Genomic DNA, 19,158 nt, shown 5'->3' on the forward strand with positions numbered 1-19,158 from the left:
CCGGTGCCCGACGTGGAGCAGGTGTTCCGCGCGGAGTACGGCCGCGCGGTCGCCGTCCTGACCCGCCTCCTCGGCGACCTCGACCTCGCCGAGGAGGCGGTGCAGGACGCGTTCACCGTCGCCGCCGCCCGCTGGCCGGAGACCGGGCCGCCGCCCAGCCCGGCCGGGTGGATCATCACCACCGCCCGGCACCGGGCGATCGACCGGCTGCGCCGGGAGGCCTCCCGCGCCGATCGGCACGCCCAGGCCGCCCTGTTGTACGCCGCCGGCGAACCGGCCGAGGAGGGACCCGTGCGCGACGACCGGCTCCGGCTGATCTTCACCTGTTGCCATCCGGCGCTGAACCCAGCCGCCCGGGTCGCACTGACCCTGCGCCTGCTCGGCGGGTTGAGCACCGCCGAGATCGCCCGGGCGTTCCTGGTGCCGGAGAAGACCATGGCGCAGCGGCTGGTCCGGGCGAAGGCGAAGATCCGGGACGCCGGCATCCCGTACCGGGTGCCCCGGGACGCCGACCTGCCGGACCGGCTCCGGGCCGTGCTGGCGGTGGTCTACCTGATCTTCACCGAGGGGCACACGGCGACGTCCGGTGCCCACCTGGTCCGCGACGACCTGTGCGCCGAGGCGGTCCGGCTCGGCCGGCTGCTGGTCGAGCTGATGCCCGACGAGCCGGAGGCGCAGGGGCTGCTGGCCCTGATGCTGCTCGCCGAGGCCCGCCGCCCCGCCCGCAGCACCGCCGACGGTGCGCTGGTGCCGCTGCCAGAACAGGACCGGCGGCGCTGGGACGCCGGGCTGGTCGCCCAGGGGCAGGACCTGGTCCGTCGCTGCCTGCGCCGCGACCAGCCCGGCCCGTACCAGATCCAGGCCGCCATCGCCGCCGTGCACAGCGCCGCGCCGGATGCCGCGGGCACCGACTGGGGGCAGATCCTGGCGCTGTACGACCAGCTCATGGCGTACGCCCCGGGGCCGGTGGTGGCGCTGAACCGGGCGGTCGCGCTGGCCGAGGTGGCCGGCCCGGCCGTCGCGCTGGCCGAGGTGGAGCGCCTCGACCTGGCCGGGTACCACGTCCTCCACGCGGTCCGCGCCGACCTGCTGCGCCGGCTCGGGCGCGCGGGCGAGGCGGCGACGGCGTACCGGCAGGCCGCCGAGCGGACCGGGAACGCGGCCGAACGCGACTTCCTGGCCGGCCGGGCCGCGACGGTGCGGGCCGGCGGATAGCGGACGGGCGGCCCGCGCGGGGCCTGACCGGGGCGGTGGGGCACGTTTGCCCGCCCGGCCGCCGGGAACACGGGTGCCCCGGCCGTGCGGCGCGTGCCGCCCGACGAAACGGACGCCGACCACCGATGACCTACCCTCCGGCAGTTGCCACCAGCGTCCCCGACCTGACCACCCTGACCCTCGGGGTGGAGGAGGAGTACCTGCTGCTCGACCCGGCCACCGGGGAGAGCCTCCCGGTCGCCGACCGGGTGCTCACCGCCCTGCACGGCACGGCCCGGGACCAGAGCCGCCAGGAGTTCCGGCACAGCATGGTGGAGATGGTCACCCCGGTCTGCGCCGACCTGGGGGACTTGCGGCAGCACCTGGTCGGGCTGCGCCGGTCCGCCGCGGCGGCGGCCGAGGCGGCCGGCGCCCGGCTGGTCGCGGTGGGGGCCACGCCGGTGCACGAGCCGCACCGGACGGTGCCCGACAGACCGCGCTACCACGCCATGTCCCGGCGGTTCGGGCCGGTGGCACACGACCCGGCGGTCTGCGGCTGCCACGTGCACGTCGGGGTGCCCGACCGGGAACTGGCCGTGCAGGTCTGCAACCACCTGCGCCCGTGGCTGCCCGTGGTGCAGGCGATCACCACCAACTCGCCGTTGCACGACGGGCGGGACACCGGGCACGCCAGCTGGCGGTCGATGCAGCTGGAGCGGTGGCCCAGCATCGGACCGACCCCGCACTTCGACTCGGCCGCCGACTACGACCGCACGGTCGACGACCTGGTCGCCGCCGGCATCATGCTCGACGCGGCGATGGTCTACTGGTACGCCCGGCCGTCCGCGGCGTACCCGACGGTGGAGATCCGGGTCGGCGACGTCTGCCCGACCGTGGACGACACGGCGCTGGTCGCCGCGCTGGTCCGGGCGCTGGTCGCCACGGCGGTCGACGACGTCCGGGCCGGGGTGGCCGCCCCCCGGATCCGGAACTGCCTGGTCTCGGCCGCGCACTGGCGGGCCGCCCACCACGGCCTCGACGGCGACCTGGTCGACCTGCACGCCGGCGGCGCCCGACCGGCCTGGGACCTGGTCGACGACCTGGTCGCCACGGTGACACCCGCGCTGGTGCGCCACGGCGACCTCGACTACACCGTCGCGCAGCTGGCCCGGCTGCGCCGGGACGGCACCGGCGCCACCCGGCAGCGGCGCATCATGGCCGAGACGGACGGCGACGTCCGGTCCGTGCTGGACCACCTCGCCGCGCAGACCACCGCCGGCTGACCGTCGACGGCGGCGGGCGGCTCACCGGATGTCGTGCGTCTGCAGCCAGAGTTCCAGCAGGCCCAGCTGCCACAGTTTGTTGCTGCCGGCGGCCGCCTCGGCGCGGTCCGGCTCGGCGAGCAGCTCGGCGACGTACTCGGCACGGAACAGCCCGCGCTCGCGGGCGGCCGGCGCGTGCAGCGCCTCGGTGACCAGCTGGCGGACCGGGCCGTCCACGTTGCGCAGCGCGGGCACCGGGAAGTAGCCCTTGGGCCGGTCGATCACCTCGACGGGGAGCACCTGGCGGGCCACCTCCTTCAGCACCGCCTTGCCGCCCTGGGCCACCTTGTGCTCCGGCGGGCACGCCGCGGCCAGCGCGACCAGGTCCTGGTCGAGGAACGGGGTGCGCACCTCCAGGCCCCAGGCCATGCTCATGTTGTCCACCCGCTTGACCGGGTCGTCGGGGAGCATCAGGTGGGTGTCCAGGCGCAGCACCGCGTCCAGCGCGGTCTCCGCCCCGGGCGCGGCGAGCTGCGCCGCGAGCAGCTCGCGGCTGGCGTCGTGGTCGCAGGCGTACGCCGGGTCGACCACCCGGCGCAGCTCGGCGTGGTCCCGGTCGAAGAACGCGGCGGCGAACGCCTCCGCCGCGCCGTCCCGGGGCACCCGGGTCAGCGGCTGGTGGTAGCCGTAGCCGGCGAAGACCTCGTCCGCGCCCTGCCCCGACTGGGCCACCTTGACGTGCCGGGCGACCTGCTCGGAGAGCAGGTGGAAGGCGACCACGTCGTGGCTGCCCATCGGCTCGGCCATCGCCTGCACGGTGTGGCGTACCGCGGGGACCAGGTCGTCGTCGGCGAGCCGGATCCGGTGGTGGTCGGTGTCGAAGGCGCGGGCCACCAGGTCGGAGTAGTGGAACTCGTCGCCGGCCTCGACGCCGCGGCTGTCGAAGCCGATGCTGAACGTCTGGAGGTGGTGCTGGCCGGCCTCGGCGAGCAGCGCCACGATCATGCTGGAGTCCAGGCCGCCGGAGAGGAGCACCCCGACCGGGACGTCGGCGACCAGGCGCCGGCGTACCGCCGTGCGCAGCGCGTCCCCGACGGCGGCCCGCCAGTCCGCCGCGTCCATGCCGGCGTGCGCCGGGTCCCGCACGTAGTCCGGTCGCCAGTAGACGTGGTCCCGGCTGCGCCCGTCCGCCTCGACGATCCGCAGGGTGGCCGGGGGCAGCTTGCGCACCCCGCGCAGCACCGTACGCGGCGCCGGCACGATCGAGTGCCAGGACAGGTAGTGGTGCAGGGCCACCGGGTCGACGCCGGTGTCCACGTCGCCGGCGCGCAGCAGCGCCGGCAGGGTGCTGGCGAACCGCAGCCGCCCGGGCGCCTCGGCGAGGTAGAGCGGTTTGATGCCGAGCCGGTCGCGGGCCAGCAGCAGCCGGCGCCGGCGCCGGTCGACCAGGCCGATCGCGAACATGCCGACCAGGTGGTCGACGAACCGTTCCCCCCACTGCGCGTACGCCACCAGGATCACCTCGGTGTCGCTGGTGGAGTGGAAGGTGTGCCCGGCGGCGCGCAGTTCCTCGCGCAGCTCCGGGTAGTTGTAGACGCAGCCGTTGAAGACCAGGCCGAGCCCGAGGTCCTCGCGGACCATCGGCTGGGCGCCGGCGTCGGAGAGGTCGATGATGGTCAGCCGGCGGTGCCCGAGGGTCACCCAACCGCCGCCCCACAGGCCCTCGCCGTCCGGGCCGCGGGACCGCATCGCCTCGGTCATCCGGGTGACCGCGTCGGCGTCCGGTGTCGAGCCGTCGAACCTCGCCTCGCCGCTGATCCCGCACATGCTCAGCGGCCACCGCTCGCCCGGGGCACCCGACCCACCGTCACCACTCCTGTCGCGTCGACCCCTGTGCCGGACCGCCCGTACGGGGGCCCGGTCCCGTCCGTAGGACGGACGGGTCGGCTACCCGCCGGTGTGGCGGCCAAACTCCGCCCGTTCGGGGTGACCGTCGGCGCGGCGTGGCACGTCCGGCGGCGTCGCGGCGTTGTGCCCGGGCGGCGCCGTCGTCCGACCGCCGGCTCGGGGGCGGGGTCAGCCGCGCAGGGTGCCGAGGATGCGGGCGAGGGAGTCCCGGTCGGCCGGGGTCAGGTCGCCGAAGAAGCGGGCCGCCTCGGCCCGGCGGGCGGCCTGGATGGCGGCGCCGGTGCGCGTACCGTCGTCGGTCAGCGCGACCAGGGTCGCCCGCCGGTCGGCCGGGTCGGGCCGGCGCTCGACGAGCCGCCGGCCCTCCAGGTCGTCGACCACCTCGGTGGCGGAGCGGGGGGCGATGCGCAGCTGCTCGGCGAGTGCGCTGAGCCGCAGCGGCCCCTGCTGGCCGAGCACGCCGAGCGCGCGCGCCTGGCTGGGGGTGACGTGCCAGGGCGCCAGCGCCTCCCGGGTGCGGTGGCGCAGCCGCCGGGCCACCGACCAGAACGCCTCGGCCAGGCCGTCGTCGCCGCCGTCCACCCCGGTCACGGGAATACCGTAGCAGCAGAAGCGGTTGTTCCCTCATGTTGAGGTAACCTCATCATGTCGGACGTGAAGGCGGTATCCCCTTGGCACCCACCCCCACCGGCCGCGACCGCGGCCCCCCACCCGGTCAGCGCCGCCGAGCGGGCGCAGGCCCGCCAGGTGTCGTTGCGGCGCATCGGCGCCCTGTTCGGCCCGCACCGCGGGGCCCTGGCCACCGTCACCGCGATCATCGTGGTCTCCTCGGTGCTCGGCATGGCCTCGCCGTTCCTGCTCCGTGCCGTGATCGACCGGGCCCTGCCCGAGCGTGACCTGACGCTGCTGGTCTGGCTGGTCGCCGGCCTGGTCGCGGTCGCCGCGGTGACCGCGGTGCTCGGCGTGGTGCAGACCTGGATCTCCACCCGGGTCGGGCAGCAGGTCATGCACCGGCTGCGCACCGACGTCTTCCGCCACCTGCAACGGCAGTCGCTGGCGTTCTTCACCCGGACCCGCACCGGCGAGGTGCAGTCCCGGATCACCAACGACATCGGTGGCATGCAGAACGTGGTCACCTCCACCGCCACCTCGGTCGCGGCCAACCTGACCACCGTGGTGGCCACCGTCGTGGCCATGCTGGCGCTCTCCTGGCGGCTCACCCTGGTCTCGCTGGTGGTGCTGCCGCCGGCGATCTGGCTCACCCGGCGGGTGGCCCGGCTGCGCCGGGAGATCACCGCGCGGCGGCAGCGGGAACTCGCCGACCTCAACGTCACCGTCGAGGAGAGCCTCTCGGTCAGCGGGGTGCAGTTGGCCAAGACGCTGGGCACCGGCCCGGCGCTGGTCGAGCGCTTCACCGCCTCCTCGGCCCGGCTGGTCGACCTGGAGCTGCGGTCCGAGCTGGCCGGCCGGTGGCGGATGGCCTCGATGAGCGTCGTCTTCGCCGCCATCCCCGCGGTCATCTACCTCGCCGCGGGCCTGCCCGGCACCGCCGGCACGCTCAGCATCGGCACCCTGGTCGCCTTCACCGCGCTGCAGGGCGGGCTGTTCCGGCCGTTGATGGGCCTGCTCAACGTGGGCGTCTCGCTGACCGCCTCGCTGGCGCTCTTCGCCCGGATCTTCGAGTACCTGGACCTCCCGGTCGAGGTGGCCGACCCGGCCGACCCGGTGCGGATCGACCCCCGGCGCGTCCGTGGCCACCTGCGGCTGGAGGAGGTCACCTTCAGCTACCCGGGCTGCGACACGGCGGCGCTCGCCGGGGTCAGCGTCGACGTGCCGGCCGGCACCGGCCTGGCCCTGGTCGGCGAGACCGGATCCGGCAAGAGCACGCTCGCCGCGCTGGTCAGCCGGCTGCACGACCCGACCAGCGGCCGGGTAACCGTCGACGGGATCGACCTGCGCGACCTGCGGCTGGCCGACCTCGCCGCGATCGTCGGCGTGGTCAGCCAGGAGACCTACCTGCTGCACACCACGGTGCGGGAGAACCTGCGCTACGCCCGCCCGGACGCCACCGACGCCGAGATCGAGGCCGCCGCCCGCGCCGCGCGGATCCACGACCTGATCGCCGGGCTGCCCGACGGCTACGACACCGTGGTGGGCTCCCGGGGGCACCGCTTCTCCGGCGGGGAGAAGCAGCGGCTGGCCATCGCCCGCACCCTCCTGCGCGACCCGCGGATCCTCGTCCTCGACGAGGCCACCAGCGCGCTGGACACCGAAACCGAGCGGGCGGTGCAGCGGGCCTTCGACGCGCTGGCCGAGGGACGGACGACGATCACCGTCGCGCACCGGCTCTCCACCGTGCGCGACGCCGACCAGATCGCCGTGCTCGACCACGGCCGGATCGTCGAAACCGGCACCCACGACGCCCTGCTCGGCCGCGACGGCCGCTACGCCGCCCTGGCCGCCTGACCCGTCGCCGCGCCGGCCTGGCGCGGGCTTGCCGGGTCATGACAGCCTCGGCGGCGTGGGCACCTTGCTGGCGCAGCTTCCGGCGCTGTTGGGCGTACTGGTCGGAACCCTGGGCACGATCCTCGCCACCTCGCTGGCGGACCGGGCCCGGTGGCGACGCAACCAGAGCATCCGGTGGGACGAGCGGCGGCTCGACGCCTACGTCGAGTACGCGCACGCCGTCAAGGAGAGCCATGCCGTCGCACTCCGGATGACCGCCGACCGCCGGCCGGCGTCCCGCAGCCATCCGATCGACCGGGAGTCCGGCCTGGCGAAGCTGGCCGAGACGGATGCCCGGCGCAGCGTCGCCTGGGAGAACATGCTGTTGCTCGGCGACGAGGCGACAGTCGCCGCGGCCAGGGTCTGGCGGGACGCGGTGTGGCAGATGGAGCGCCTGGCCCGGGGCATCGCCGACCCGGATCCCGACCTGGCCGTGGTGCTCTCTCGGGTCAACGAGGCACGCGACGGCTTCTACCGCGCGGCCCGGCGGAGTCTCGCCGTCCAGGGTGGCTCGGTGGCGCAGTCCGCGCTGCTGGAGCAGGCGCTGCTCGACCGGGCGGCTGCGGCTGGCGGGGGCGACGCCGTCCCACAACCGTCTCGAAACCGTCGCTAAATCGTCTCATTACTCCGCCGCGGCGGTGCGCTCCAGGTGGCGGTAGACGGTGGCCCGGGACACCCCCAGCGCGGCGGCGATGTCGTCCACCGAGTGGCTGCCCTCGGCATGCATCCGGCGCGCGGCCTCGACCTGTTCGTGGCCCAGCGCCCGGGGCCGGCCCGGCCCGCGTCGGCGCGCCGCCGGCGCCCCGCCCACGGCGGCCGGCGGGCCGGGCGCGGCCAGCAGTTGCCGGACGCCGTCGAGCATGTCCGCGCGCAGCGCCTCGTCCGGCACGTCGGCGAAGAAGACCACCGGATCGCTGCACATGGCGACCGCCTGCACCGCCCGGACCCGCTCCCGGCGCCCGGCGTCCGGCCCGGCGATGAGGTTGTTGGCCCGCATCGCGATCCGCATCAGGCGGTGGTACGTGTCGCCGCGGGTGATCAGGGCGATGTCGTGGAAGAGCAAGCCGAGCGGGCGGCGATGGGTGAGCATGGTGTCGACCCAGCCCTCCAGCACCGTCCACCGGGCCCGCTCGGTGGGCAGTGCCTCGGCGCTGTCCAGCAGCCGCTCCAGGTCGCCCACCAGCGGCTCGACCAGGGCCGCGAGCAGGTGCTCCTTGGCCGGGAAGTGGTAGAGGATGGCGGCCTTGGTCAACCGCAGCCGGTCGGCGATCTGGCGCAGTGAGGTGCGCTGGTAGCCGTGCTCGGCGAAGAGGTCGAGCGCGGCGCGCAGGATCCGGGTGCGGGTGTCGTCCGCGGCCTCCACGGTCATGCCGGCAAGCGTAGCCGTGTCCTGACCGGTGGCTGGCGACACTGTTGATTCCGCTGACCGGCGGTCAGTACAGTGGGCGCGTCGGGGTGTCAACGGCAGGAGGGGCGGCCATGCCCGTCATCGAGATCGGCAACCTGGTCAAGACGTTCGGCAGCGTCCGGGCACTCGACGGGCTCGACCTGCGGGTCGAGGCGGGGGAGGTGCACGGTTTCCTCGGGCCCAACGGCTCCGGCAAGTCCACCACCATCCGCGTCCTGCTCGGCCTGCTGCGCCGGGACGCGGGCGAGGCGCGGCTCTTCGACGCCGACCCGTGGCGCGACGCGGTGGCCCTGCACCGCCGGCTGGCGTACGTGCCCGGCGACGTGAACCTGTGGCCCAACCTCTCCGGCGGCGAGGCGATCGACCTGCTCGGCAAGCTGCGCGGCGGCCTGGACCGGCGCCGCCGCGACGAACTGCTCGACCATTTCGATCTGGACCCGACCCGCAGGTGCCGCACCTACTCCAAGGGCAACCGGCAGAAGGTCGCCATCGTCGCCGCCTTCGCCTCCAACGTCGAGCTGTACGTGCTCGACGAGCCGACCTCGGGGCTCGACCCGCTGATGGAGGCGGTGTTCCAGGACGAGGTGCGGCGGATCAAGGGCGACGGCGCCACCGTGCTGCTCTCCAGCCACGTGCTCGCCGAGGTCGAGGCGCTCTGCGACCGGGTCAGCATCATCCGCGAGGGCCGCACCGTCGAGACCGGCAGCCTCACCGAGCTGCGCCACCTCACCCGCACCGCGGTGACCGTCGAGACCGCCCGCCCGCTGACCGGCCTGGACGCGCTCTCCGGCGTGCACGCGGTGAGCGAGGTCGACGGGCGCACCCACCTGGAGGTCGAGCCCGCCCACCTCGACGAGCTGCTCGGGCACCTGGTCCGGTTCGGCGTGCGCGCCCTGACCAGCGCCCCGCCCACCCTGGAGGAACTGTTCCTGCGCCACTACGGCGACGAGCGCCCGGCCGCCGACGCGGCCGCGAACGGACACCGGGCCGACGCCGGCCGGCGGGCGGGTGCCCGATGAGGGCGCTCACCGGCACCGGGCGGCTGGCCCGGCTGGTGCTGCGCCGAGACCGGGTCCGGCTCGCCGTCTGGGTGCTCGGCACGCCCCTGCTCGGCTACGCCCTCGCCCAGAGCGTGATCGGGTTCTACCCGGACGAGGCCGCCCGGGTCGGCTACGCCAGCACGTCGGCCTCCAGCCTGGTCGCCCGGGCCTTCAACGGGCCGATCGCCGGCAGCGACCTGGGTGCGGTGGTGGTCGCCGAGACGTACGTCACGCTGGCCCTGATCTTCGCGCTGCTGAGCACCTTCGCGGTGGTCCGGCACACCCGGCAGAACGAGGAGACCGGCCGGGCGGAACTGCTCGGCGCCTCCGTGGTCGGCCGGTACGCGCTGCTCACCGCCGCGCTGCTGGTGATCGTCGCGGCCAACCTGGCGGCCGCGGCCCTGCTCGCGCTCGCCCTGGCCGGCGCCGGCCTGCCGCTGGCCGGCTCGGTCGCCGCGGCGGCCGCGATCGGTGGCGTCGGCGTGGCGTTCACCGGCATCGCCGCGGTCACCGCGCAACTCTCGGTCACCTCCCGGGGCGCGAACGCGCTCGCCGCCGCCGTCGTCGGGATCGCCTTCCTGTTCCGCGCCGCCGGCGACGTGCTGGGCGAGCAGACCGACGGTGGCCTGCGCGTGGTCAGCGCCTGGCCGTCCTGGCTCTCCCCGCTCGGCTGGGGCACCCAGGTGCGCGCCTACACCGAGGACCGGTGGTGGGTCCTCGCGCTGCCCGCCGTGCTGCTGGCCGCTACCGTGGCCACGGCCTACGCCCTGGCCGAGCGGCGGGACATCGGCGCCGGGCTGGTCGCACCCCGGCGCGGGCCGGCGACCGCCGCGCCCGGGCTGCTCAGCCCAGGAGGGCTGGCCTGGCGGTTGCAACGTGGCGCGCTGCTCGGCTGGGCGGTCGGGGTGGCGGTGCTCGGCTTCTCGATGGGCATCGCCGGCGACGAGTTCAACGCCATGATCGAAGAGAACCCGGCCGCCGCCGAGGCGATCGCCGCTATGGGCGGCGGGGCGAAACTGATCGACGCCTACCTGGCCGCGATGCTCGGGCTGTTCGCGCTGACCATCGGGGCGTACGTCGTGCAGGCCCTGCTGCGGGTGCGCGGCGACGAGTCCGACGGCGTGCTGGAGGCCGTCCTCGCCACCGGGGTGAGCCGCACCCGCTGGCTGGGCACCCAGGTGCTCGCCGCGGCGGCCGGCGCGCTCGCCCTGGTGCTGCTCGCCGGCCTCACCACCGGCCTCGGCTACGGCCTGGTCGCCGGCGACCCGGTCGGGCGCGCCGTCGACCTGGCCGGCGCCGCGCTCGTACGCCTGCCGGCCCTGCTCGTGGTCGCCGGGGTGGTGACGGCGCTGTTCGGGCTGCTGCCCCGCTGGTCGGTGGTGCTGTCCTGGACGGCGCTGCTGGTCTTCCTGCTGCTCGGCCAGCTCGGCGCGGTGCTGGAACTGCCGCAGGCCGCGCTCAACCTGTCCCCGTACACGCACGTCCCGTCCGTCCCCGCGGTCGACCCGGCGGCGCTGCCCCTGGTCGTGCTGACGGCCGCGGCGGTGGCCCTCCTCGCGGGGGGCGTGGCCGCCTTCCGCCACCGCGACGTCCCCTCCTGACGCGCGCCCTTGCGGGCCCGACCTCCGGCAAGATCCGCGCAACTTCAGGGAAGTTGTCCCCTCCCCGGCCTCCGAGGCCACAACTTCCCTGAAGTTGCGCGGTGCCGGTCGGCCCTGTCGGGTGCCGGACACCTGGGGTCGGCGGTTGGCGTGTTCCCGCAGACTCTTCGGCCAGGAAGCGGAATCACCAGGGCCGAGCGGGAGAGGGCACGAGGTGTCGAAGGCGAGGCGCCGGGGTGCTCCGGCACCGAGGAGACCGGCCCGCGCGGCGCGGACGCCGACGCTCGCCGCGTCGACCACTCGGCCCGGCGGTGGCGTCGAGGCCGGGGTGACCGGCCCGACCGCGGACGGCGGCGGCTGTTCGGTGCGGGTGGAGCGGCCGGCGTCCTCGCCGGTGCAGACCGGCGTGCTGCTGGCGTTGCCGTTGCTGCTCATCGCCGCGGGAGAGGCGGCCCTGTCCAACGCCTTCGGCGAGTTCGGCGCGGCGTGGGCGGTGTGGTGGGACGGCCGGTCCGCCAGCCAGGAGCCGCTCTGGGGGCACACGGTGATGTGGTGGGCCCGGGTCGGCAAGCTGCTCCAGTTCGTCGCCGGCCTGGTGGTCGTCCTCGACCTGATCGGGCCGGAGCGGCTCCGGGCGGCGGGACGCCGGCTGTCGCGCAACTATGCCGAGGCCCGACAGCTGGGCACGGCGATGCGTCCCGAGATCAGGCGGACGCTGCCGACCGCCGTGCAGAGTGCCGTGGCGCAGTTCCTGCTGGTCGCCACCATCGGACTCGCCGTCGTGTTCGCCGTCCAGTGGACGGCCGTGCGGCAGAATCCCGTCCTGCTGGCGCCGCTCGCCGTCTCGGTGGTCGCGTTCGGCGTGATCCTGCTGCTCGGTGGCCCCCCGGTGCAGTACGGCGTGCGGATGCCGTTCATCGGCCTGTTCCTGCTGCTGACCATGCTGGTGCTGGCGCCGATCGCGGCCGCCCTGGACAACGCGAACCCCGGGCACCTGCTGCGCTGGCTCGGTGTGGGGTTCTTCGTCGTGGGATTCACCCTCGACCTGCTCGGCTCCTAGCCGGCGCCGGGGCCCGGGCCGGCCGCCAGGGCCCCGCCGGCGCGGCGGTCAGCGGAAGCCGGCCACCAGGAACGCGCCCAGGCCGAGCAGGGCCAACGGTAGCGCCGCAGCCAGGCCGAGGAGCCGGTGCCGGGCTGTCCGGCCGGCCAGGACGACGACCAGGGCGCCGAGCACCGCCCTGACCAGGACGTGCGGTAGTGACTCGGTGCCGTAGTTCGGATCGCCGATCCGGCTCGCGTGCAGCGCCGCCTCGGTGAAGCACACCGCGCCCGGCAGGGCCGTCCCGATGGTCTGCCGCCAACCCGATCCGCGCGCCCAGGTGCCGCCGACGCCGAAGACCACCCCGGCGAGGACTCCGAAGGACATCCAGAGCAGGGACGTCGGTGCCCAGAGCAGCGACCAGTCGTCGCCCTGGATCAGCGCCGCGGCGACGTAGTAGGCGGGTACGGCGACCACGAGCCCGACGGCAGCGCCGCCGGCCGCCCGCAACCAGCCCGAGCGGACCCAGTAGCCGAAGAAGAACGCGGCGACCGCCCACACCGCCGAGGAGTTGCCGAGGTCGGCCAGGGGTGACCAGGGCACAAACCTGATCCACACGAAGTCGACGAAACCCAGCAGGAAGCCGCCCAGCCCGGCGACGAGTGCCAAGCGTCGATTGTCGGGGTGCACGGCGCTGAAGCCTACCGAGTATGCACACCTGGTCGAGGCGCGGGTCGGAACCGCTGTGAACCCGGTAGGCGTGCCACACCTGGCCGTGCAGATGGCTGTTGCCCTTGAGAACACAACGGATATGGTCCCTGATGATCCCCTCGACGGTGGAGCAGGCGGGTTAACCGGCATAGGCCCCGAGGTCGCCTTTGCGCTGCTGTCGCGGTGCGGGTGGTGTGACCGCCGCTCGGCCGAGGCCGGCGAGTTGGACGTAGACCTCGCGCTTGGCGGTCGCCTGGCCGCGACGATTGAGGACGTAGCCGGTCAGCCAGATCCAGCCGGGGTAGGTGGGCTGGTCGGACACCGAGACGACGCGGAAGGTCAGGGCGCGATCCCCGGCGAACTGCACCGAGGCCCGGCCATCGATGACCAGCAGGTCACCGGGGGAGGGGCGCGCGGTCACCAGTGACCGGAGTTGTGGCGGTACTCCTGCGGCGGCCGGCACTCACGCGCGTGCATGGTCTGCCAGTCGCGTAGCGCCCGCTTGATCCGGTCGTTCTCCTGGCTGAGCAGCCGTAATGTCTCGTTGAGCATGGCCAGCTCGTCGGCCACGCGGGCCTGGAACTCGCGTACCTCCACGGGGTCGACGCCGCGCCGGCGCGCGGCGAACTCGCGGGTGCGCACCTCGTGCGGCGTCAACCGACCCGGGTGACCGGCTGGGTAGGGCTGACCACCTCGATACACCTGAGCCACGACGATCCTTTCCAGGGCAGGCGGGAGCGCGGACGGTCCGTGCGGTGGGTCTGGGTAGGGCGGGCCGTCCGCGCGGGGCCGCGGACGACCGGGCCGCTCCGCCGTCGCAGCTCGATTCAGCGGTACGACAGCAGAGCAGTCCGACGGGTCGGGACGGGCACACACACCCGCCCCGACCAGGGGATGCCCCTGCTCCTTGTTGCCACGCAAGGGGAGAGGCGGTCATCAACTTAGCTGTCCCAGTCATCCGAGTCAAACGATGAGTTGTTGCGGGGTGTCGTTGCGTGATCGAATTGGCATGCCACGCAGGGGGAGTCATGCCAATTACCGCCGACTACATCCGTATCGCCGACGAGATCGTCGCCGACATCAGAGCCAAGAAGCTCAAGCCGGGCGACAAGCTGCCTTCGATCACGCAGCTCGCGGCCACTCACAAGGTCAGCCCGTCCACCGTCAAGCAGGTCTACGTGCGGTTGGAGGCCCTTCGCGTGATCTGGCGACACCAGGGCAAGGGCATCTTCGTGAACGACCCGAAGCTCTGGATGCGCGAGCCTTAACCGTCGTGTGCTGCCCAATCCGAGCGATGGTTGTGCGGTTATCGCACCATGGCGGAGGGCCTCAACTGGCAGCTCGTCGGTGAGCAGGTGCGACAGGCTCGCCTGTCAATGGACATGTGCAGCAGGGGCTCGCCAGCGCGGTGGGTCTCGAACACGATGATGGCGAAGGTCGAGGCCGGCAACCGGCGCCTGAATGGTCTGGAACTCGCTCGGCTGGCGTGCGCGTTGCGGGTGCCGATGGAGTAGCTGATCGAGCCGGCGGCCGGCTGCGCTCTCCCGGCGGGCCGCACCGTTGACCGAGGAGACGACACGACGGCGGCCCGAGCGTCGAGCGTCTGGGAATTGCGCTGACCGAGTGGCCGCGGGACGTGCGGCAGCTCATGGCTCTCGACTGCTGCAGACCCGTCCGCTCCTGCGATGTCCGGTCCGCCGGTGCCGCTTCGGGCCGGGGTGGGGGCGATCACCGTCCCCACGGGATGGGGACGGTTGCAAGTGGAGTCATGACCGTTCGGGTGGTGGCGACGAGTCAACTCCGGTGCATTCTGGCCGTTGTGAAGGCCTTCGTGGGAGTGACGGACGAGAAGTGGTACCGCTTCCTGGCGGCCCGCCCCGGCCTGAACGAGGTCAACTTCTGGCGCCCGTCGGGAGGCGGATTTCGTGCACTCACCCCTGGCGAACCCTTCTTCTTCAAGGCTCACTATCCCCTCAACCGGGTCATCGGTGGCGGCTTCTTCAGTGGCTTCAGTCAGTTGCGGATCTCAGAAGCGTGGGAGCTGTTCGGCGAAGCCAACGGCGTCGCCAGCCTCGATGAGATGCGTCGTAGCGTCGGCCGGTACCGCAAGCAGGCGATCGGCCTCGACGAAGACCCGGTCATCGGGTGCATTTTTGTCCGCGATACCACGTTCTTCCCGAACGAGTCCACGGTTGCGGCGCCGCCTGGATTCGCGTCGAACGTCGTGCAGGGAAAGACCTATGACCTTGCCGAAGCGCTCTCGGCCGATTACTTCAACCTGTTGATCGACCGCCTGACCGGTGCGACGGTCGAGCTTGATCTGAGCGATCCCTGGCACCGTCCGGGGCCGGCGTACGGCGATCCCAGGCTGGTGCCGCAGCGCCTCGGCCAGCAGTCGTTCAAGGCTGTTGTGCTCGCGGCCTACGGTCGGCGCTGCGCCATCACCGGTAACAAAGTCCAGCCGGTGTTGCAGGCTGCCCACATCCGGCCGCTTCCGATGGGCGGCGAGCACCGCCTGGACAACGGTCTGCTCCTCAAGTCGGACGTCCACATCCTCTTCGACAGGGGCTATCTGGGGGTGGACCCGAAGCACCGGCTGATGGTCAGCCCACGGCTGCGCAGCGAGTTCGGCAACGGCGACCAGTTTTACGCCAAGGCCGGAACGCAGATAGCCCTTCCAGAGCGGCGTGGCGACCGACCGAATGGTGAGTTCCTGGAGTGGCATCTCGACACGGTGTTCAAAGCTGCCTGAAGCTTCACGGCTCTCGTCACCGGAGACCGCGCCTGCCGGCCCGGGAACCTGTCATGCTCAAGCACCGGTGAAAGCGTGTGTGCGGGATGTTGCACAGGTTCAGGTGAAGGTGCGGCGGGCATGTGCCGCGGGTGGGCTGGCCGCGGGTGATCCGGCGGGGTCACGCCGGCGATCGACGGGCTGGCGCAGCGGCTCGCCACACTGACCAGTGACTTCGACTGCGAGCTACGCGCCCGGTCAGGATCGCGGTAGGGTGATCGCCGGCCTGGTCGCCGACGAGCACGCGCCGCACCTGACCGCGCTGCGCTACAAGGGCTTCTTGCCTGAGCATGCGGGCCGACTGGAAGCAGTGCGGGACCTGCAGCGGCAGGATGACGCGCCGCCCGACGAGGCGGCGAAGCGGGAGTTCCGCAAGCAGATCCCCGGTGGCTGCGAATCACCTCGAGGATCAGGGCTTTGACCGCCCGGCGGGCGTGAGCAGTACTGAACTGACAGGTACCTGACAATATCGGTGTCCGTGCACGCCGACTGTCGGACCCGGCCGCGAAACTGAGGCTCCCTCGACCGGGGAGGTGCCTCGTGCCGTACGTCAGGTCACACACCAGAAAGAATGGCGCCCGGGTTCGGGCGCATCACCGTCGACGGCGTTCCGGAAGTGTGCGGCGCAGATCAACCGTCCGCCGCGTGTCCGGTGGCGGCAGGTCGGCCAACGGCTGGGGTCTGGTGCTGTGCGCCGTCGTCGTGGTGGTGCTCGGGATGATCGTCGATGCCGTGCAGCGGCATCCGTACTGGTCGGCATTCCTGGCGAGCGGCGTCGTGGCGGGGGCGGCCGCGGTAGGCCTCACCGTGTCGAAGCAGCGTGCCCGCGAGCGCGTGGACCAGGCCCAGCGGGACAGGCTGATCGCGGTGACCGATGCGATGAGCGGACCGGAGTTCGAGCAGTGGTTCGCACGGATCCTGGTCGCGTCGGGGTTTCGGCATGTGAAGGTGTGCGGCGGCTCCGGCGATCGGGGAGCGGACGTCACGGCGGTTGCCCCCGACGGCCGCCGCGTCGTAGTGCAGTGCAAGCGGCAGAGCATCGACAACCGGGTGGGCAGTGCCGCGATCCAGCGTTTCGCCGGCACCTGCCGGGACATCCACGGTGGCGAGATCTGCATCCTCGTGACGAACAGCTTCTTCACCGCGGGCGACGGCATCCAGGTAGCCCGGCGGCTCAACATCACGCTGGTCGACCGGCCGGCACTGGAGATGTGGGCGTGGACGGGGAGGCCCCCAACGGGGATCGGCGCCGGCTGACCCCGATCACCACACCTGTCCGGTTCAGAAGAGCCTTGGTCCACCGGCCGCCGGGTGGTTGTCGGGCACGAGCGCGGGTAGACGTCAGCGCCAGCCCGAGCAGCGACCACTGCGATCATGGTCGCGGCTGATTACTGGCCGCTGGCCGCCGCGCTGGGGGGTCGCTGACTGATGTGCGACGTGTCACCGCCATCCGTACCCGGGCGGTTGTCAGGGACGATCGTGGAGCTGAGGGTCCACGGGGTGGCAGGCACCGGGGCCGGGCAGATGCTCGGTTGCCAGGACGTGCGCCAGGTGGCGGGCGACCGCCGGGCCGGCTTCTACCGCCCCGGAGCGCAATCCCGGCAAACCTCCGATCCGGGCGGGACCGTGCTGGAGGCGTACCAGTGGAGCGACCTGCCCTCGGGCACCGCGGGGCGGACACTGTCCCTGGTCTTTCTGCTGCCGTTCATGCTGAGCAACGTGACCTTCTGGATGCGCCCGGCGGGCGGGGGCTTGCAGTCCGGCGTCACGGCGCTGTGCCGCCTCCTCGCGCTCACCCTGACGCTGCTGTACGCGCTGACGGCCGCCGGGGTCGCCCTCGACCTCCTGGGATGGACCTGCATGGGCTCGTCGCGCTGTCTCGCGGGGCGGGGCTGGCTGTCCTGGCTGGCCGGCCGACCGGTCGGGCTGCGCCTGGCGCTGCTGGCTCTGGCGCCGTTCGCCGCGGTGGCTCTGGTGTGGTTGCTCAGCGCGCGACAGGCTCGCTCGTACGGAGCCTTCCGGCTGCCGACGGCAGATCCGCCGGATGACGACCTCGCGGCGTTGGACCGGTGGGACGTTTCGCCGACGGCGAAGCGGCTTCGCGCGATCCACGTCGCCGCTGCTTTCGTCACGCTGGACCTCGTGCTGCTCGCCGCACGCGCCGCCGCCGGGACGTCCGTGACGGTGGTCGTGCTGTCCGCGCTCGCCGGAGCGCTGCTGGCCGCGTGTGTCGTGCTGCTCTGCGTCCCGGGCCTACTGGAGCCGACGTCGACCGCCACCACCACGGATCGGATGCCTGTCATCCTGCACGTCGTGGCCGGCGGCCTGACGGTCGCGACGCTCGGGGTCGTCGCCGTGGAAAGGGTCCGCTGGCCGCCGTCGGACGGGCTGCCCAGGTACGACGACATTGTCGCCATCGTCTTCGGCGCTCAGACGGTGCTGCTCGTCGCGCTCGCCGTACTGGTGCTGTGGCGTCCCGGCGGGCGGGACCGCCGGCCGGCGCTGCTGCGCGGGTTGGGCGCCGTCGTCGTCGCCACAGTCGCGGCGGGTCTGGCCGGGGCCCTCTCCGGCGAGGTGGTCTATCGTGCGGCGTCCGTGCTCAGCGGGCCGACGTTCGTGCTGCAGGCCAACGACCCGGCGGTGCCGGCGCCGGCGTACCGGTGGGCGATCGTGGCCTTCTTCCTGACCACGATCGCCGGCGCGGCGGCGTGGGCCATCATCATCCTGTCGGCTCGCGCGGAGCGTCGGCGGGCCGGGGCGGCCATCGTGGCCCGGGACTACCCAGCTCCTCCTCCGGAAGCGCACACTCAGGTGCAACGGGTGAGGAAAGCGGTGATCCGGGCCTCTCTCACCGAGCAGCTGGGCTCACTGGGCATCGCCTACGCGTGCCTGACCGTGATCGGGCTCGCGGCCGGGGTGCTGGCCCTTGTGGGCCTGGAGCCCGGCTCGCTGGTGCGGGGCCACCTCGGCGTGCCGAGCGGGGCGGTGAGCGTGCTGATGGCCATCAGCAGCTACATGATCCTCGCGGTCGTCGGCGGGCTCCTGGTGGGCGGGCTCTTCGCGCACGAGACGGCGGGGTTTCGCCGCTACGTCGGAGTGCTGTGGGACCTCGGCACCTTCTGGCCCCGCGCGGCCCACCCGTTCGCGCCGCCCTGCTACACCGACCGCGCCGTGCCGGAGCTGACAGACCGGATCTGCCGGCTGGTGCGGCGCCACGACGGGGTGGTGCTCAGCGGACACAGCCACGGGTCGGTCATTCTGGCCGCGACCGTGCTGCGACTGCCCGCAGAGGTGCGGCAACGAGTCGCGCTGCTCACCGATGCCTCTCCCCTCAAGCGACTCTACGCTCAGCTGCACCCCGCGTATGTCGGCGAGCCCGTGCTGCACGAGATCGGCGACCGGATCGGGTGGCGCTGGTTGAACCTGTGGCGTGACACCGACCCCATCGGCGGCTGGATCTTCTCCGGGCATCGGCCGGGGGACCCGCCCCGGCGCCCTCCGCCGGCCGCGTTGGTGGACCGTCGCCTACGCGACCCCGAAAACGTGCTGGCTCAGCCCGGGGACAGCGCCCCGCCGGAGGTGCAGGGGCACATGCCACGTGAATCGGACGATCGATACGCCGCGGCAGTCCGTGAGTTGGCAGACCGGCTGCGAGCAGCTCGGGAGCAGCAGGGGTAGCTGGCCGGACCGTCGGCCAGC

General features: G+C 73.2%; 18 protein-coding genes. 12 read left to right on the plus strand and 6 right to left on the minus strand.

Annotation, left to right across the window (positions count from 1 at the left end; translation table 11 throughout):
- Positions 1-3 precede the first annotated feature (3 nt).
- On the plus strand, positions 4-1,215 hold the full coding sequence (locus tag AC1WTP_RS04945) for an RNA polymerase sigma factor (protein ID WP_481648060.1): 1,212 nt from the start codon (positions 4-6) through the stop codon (positions 1,213-1,215).
- A 125-nt stretch (positions 1,216-1,340) separates the two neighbouring features.
- Positions 1,341-2,477, plus strand: a complete 1,137-nt coding sequence (locus tag AC1WTP_RS04950; RefSeq protein WP_481648061.1) for a carboxylate-amine ligase — start codon at positions 1,341-1,343, stop codon at positions 2,475-2,477.
- A gap of 21 nt (positions 2,478-2,498) precedes the next feature.
- On the opposite strand, the gene AC1WTP_RS04955 is transcribed toward AC1WTP_RS04950, so the two are convergent.
- Positions 2,499-4,283, minus strand: a complete 1,785-nt coding sequence (locus AC1WTP_RS04955; protein WP_481648062.1) for an N-acetylglutaminylglutamine amidotransferase — start codon at positions 4,281-4,283, stop codon at positions 2,499-2,501.
- Positions 4,284-4,532: 249 nt separating this feature from the next.
- Positions 4,533-4,946: a MarR family winged helix-turn-helix transcriptional regulator gene (locus AC1WTP_RS04960; RefSeq protein ID WP_481648092.1), complete on the minus strand. Its 414-nt coding sequence runs from the start codon at positions 4,944-4,946 to the stop codon at positions 4,533-4,535.
- A gap of 165 nt (positions 4,947-5,111) precedes the next feature.
- Here AC1WTP_RS04960 and AC1WTP_RS04965 point away from each other — a divergent pair, with 165 nt between their 5' ends.
- Positions 5,112-6,830, plus strand: coding sequence for an ABC transporter ATP-binding protein (locus tag AC1WTP_RS04965; RefSeq protein WP_481648093.1), 1,719 nt, complete (start codon positions 5,112-5,114; stop codon positions 6,828-6,830).
- A 55-nt stretch (positions 6,831-6,885) separates the two neighbouring features.
- On the plus strand, positions 6,886-7,482 hold the full coding sequence (locus AC1WTP_RS04970; protein ID WP_481648063.1) for a hypothetical protein: 597 nt from the start codon (positions 6,886-6,888) through the stop codon (positions 7,480-7,482).
- Between the two features lie 9 nt (positions 7,483-7,491).
- On the opposite strand, the gene AC1WTP_RS04975 is transcribed toward AC1WTP_RS04970, so the two are convergent.
- Complete coding sequence (locus tag AC1WTP_RS04975; RefSeq protein ID WP_481648064.1) at positions 7,492-8,238, minus strand: TetR family transcriptional regulator; 747 nt, start codon at positions 8,236-8,238, stop codon at positions 7,492-7,494.
- A 110-nt stretch (positions 8,239-8,348) separates the two neighbouring features.
- On the opposite strand from AC1WTP_RS04975, the gene AC1WTP_RS04980 reads away from it, so the two are divergent.
- The 3 genes from AC1WTP_RS04980 to AC1WTP_RS04990 all read left to right on the plus strand — a co-directional run bounded on the left by AC1WTP_RS04980 (position 8,349) and on the right by AC1WTP_RS04990 (position 11,978).
- A complete protein-coding gene (locus AC1WTP_RS04980; protein ID WP_481648065.1) occupies positions 8,349-9,296 on the plus strand; it encodes an ABC transporter ATP-binding protein in 948 nt (315 codons plus the stop codon).
- Positions 9,293-10,918 (plus strand): ABC transporter permease, encoded by a 1,626-nt coding sequence (locus AC1WTP_RS04985; protein ID WP_481648066.1) that lies wholly within the window; start codon positions 9,293-9,295, stop codon positions 10,916-10,918. Before AC1WTP_RS04980 ends, AC1WTP_RS04985 begins: the two co-directional genes overlap by 4 nt.
- A gap of 328 nt (positions 10,919-11,246) precedes the next feature.
- Positions 11,247-11,978 carry a Sec-independent protein translocase subunit TatA/TatB gene (locus AC1WTP_RS04990; RefSeq protein ID WP_481648067.1) on the plus strand — a complete coding sequence of 244 codons (732 nt, stop codon included), beginning with the start codon at positions 11,247-11,249 and terminating at the stop codon, positions 11,976-11,978.
- 48 nt (positions 11,979-12,026) lie between these two features.
- Here the strand turns inward: AC1WTP_RS04990 and AC1WTP_RS04995 are convergent, their stop codons facing one another.
- The 3 genes from AC1WTP_RS04995 to AC1WTP_RS05005 form a co-directional block, all read right to left on the minus strand.
- Entirely contained in the window at positions 12,027-12,626 is a 600-nt protein-coding gene (locus AC1WTP_RS04995) for a DUF6518 family protein (RefSeq protein ID WP_481648068.1), read from the minus strand.
- A gap of 181 nt (positions 12,627-12,807) precedes the next feature.
- Complete coding sequence (locus AC1WTP_RS05000) at positions 12,808-13,089, minus strand: hypothetical protein (RefSeq protein ID WP_481648069.1); 282 nt, start codon at positions 13,087-13,089, stop codon at positions 12,808-12,810.
- Positions 13,086-13,325 carry a DivIVA domain-containing protein gene (locus AC1WTP_RS05005; RefSeq protein ID WP_481648070.1) on the minus strand — a complete coding sequence of 80 codons (240 nt, stop codon included), beginning with the start codon at positions 13,323-13,325 and terminating at the stop codon, positions 13,086-13,088. The genes AC1WTP_RS05000 and AC1WTP_RS05005 overlap by 4 nt, the downstream gene beginning before the upstream one ends.
- 371 nt (positions 13,326-13,696) lie before the next feature.
- On the opposite strand from AC1WTP_RS05005, the gene AC1WTP_RS05010 reads away from it, so the two are divergent.
- The 5 genes from AC1WTP_RS05010 (at position 13,697) to AC1WTP_RS05030 (ending at position 19,137) form a co-directional block, all read left to right on the plus strand.
- The gene (locus AC1WTP_RS05010) at positions 13,697-13,936 is read left to right on the plus strand and encodes a winged helix-turn-helix domain-containing protein (protein ID WP_481648094.1); all 240 of its coding nucleotides are present in this window, start codon (positions 13,697-13,699) and stop codon (positions 13,934-13,936) included.
- Between the two features lie 551 nt (positions 13,937-14,487).
- A complete protein-coding gene (locus AC1WTP_RS05015) occupies positions 14,488-15,420 on the plus strand; it encodes an HNH endonuclease (protein WP_481648071.1) in 933 nt (310 codons plus the stop codon).
- Positions 15,421-15,673: 253 nt separating this feature from the next.
- Positions 15,674-15,880, plus strand: coding sequence for a hypothetical protein (locus AC1WTP_RS05020; RefSeq protein WP_481648072.1), 207 nt, complete (start codon positions 15,674-15,676; stop codon positions 15,878-15,880).
- 224 nt (positions 15,881-16,104) lie between these two features.
- Positions 16,105-16,716 (plus strand): restriction endonuclease, encoded by a 612-nt coding sequence (locus AC1WTP_RS05025; RefSeq protein ID WP_481648073.1) that lies wholly within the window; start codon positions 16,105-16,107, stop codon positions 16,714-16,716.
- 243 nt (positions 16,717-16,959) lie between these two features.
- Positions 16,960-19,137, plus strand: a complete 2,178-nt coding sequence (locus AC1WTP_RS05030; RefSeq protein ID WP_481648074.1) for a hypothetical protein — start codon at positions 16,960-16,962, stop codon at positions 19,135-19,137.
- Positions 19,138-19,158: the final 21 nt, after the last annotated feature.

The sequence above is a fragment of the Micromonospora sp. R311 genome, from assembly GCF_056780015.1.

What these genes read in the sequence shown, in the direction of transcription:
- AC1WTP_RS04950 (WP_481648061.1), top strand. Translation starts at nt 1,341, where the DNA reads ATGACCTACCCTCCGGCAGTTGCCACCAGCGTCCCCGACCTGACCACC.
- AC1WTP_RS04955 (WP_481648062.1), bottom strand. Translation starts at nt 4,283, where the DNA reads ATGTGCGGGATCAGCGGCGAGGCGAGGTTCGACGGCTCGACACCGGAC.
- AC1WTP_RS04975 (WP_481648064.1), bottom strand. Translation starts at nt 8,238, where the DNA reads ATGACCGTGGAGGCCGCGGACGACACCCGCACCCGGATCCTGCGCGCC.
- AC1WTP_RS04980 (WP_481648065.1), top strand. Translation starts at nt 8,349, where the DNA reads ATGCCCGTCATCGAGATCGGCAACCTGGTCAAGACGTTCGGCAGCGTC.
- AC1WTP_RS04985 (WP_481648066.1), top strand. Translation starts at nt 9,293, where the DNA reads ATGAGGGCGCTCACCGGCACCGGGCGGCTGGCCCGGCTGGTGCTGCGC.
- AC1WTP_RS05010 (WP_481648094.1), top strand. Translation starts at nt 13,697, where the DNA reads ATGCCAATTACCGCCGACTACATCCGTATCGCCGACGAGATCGTCGCC.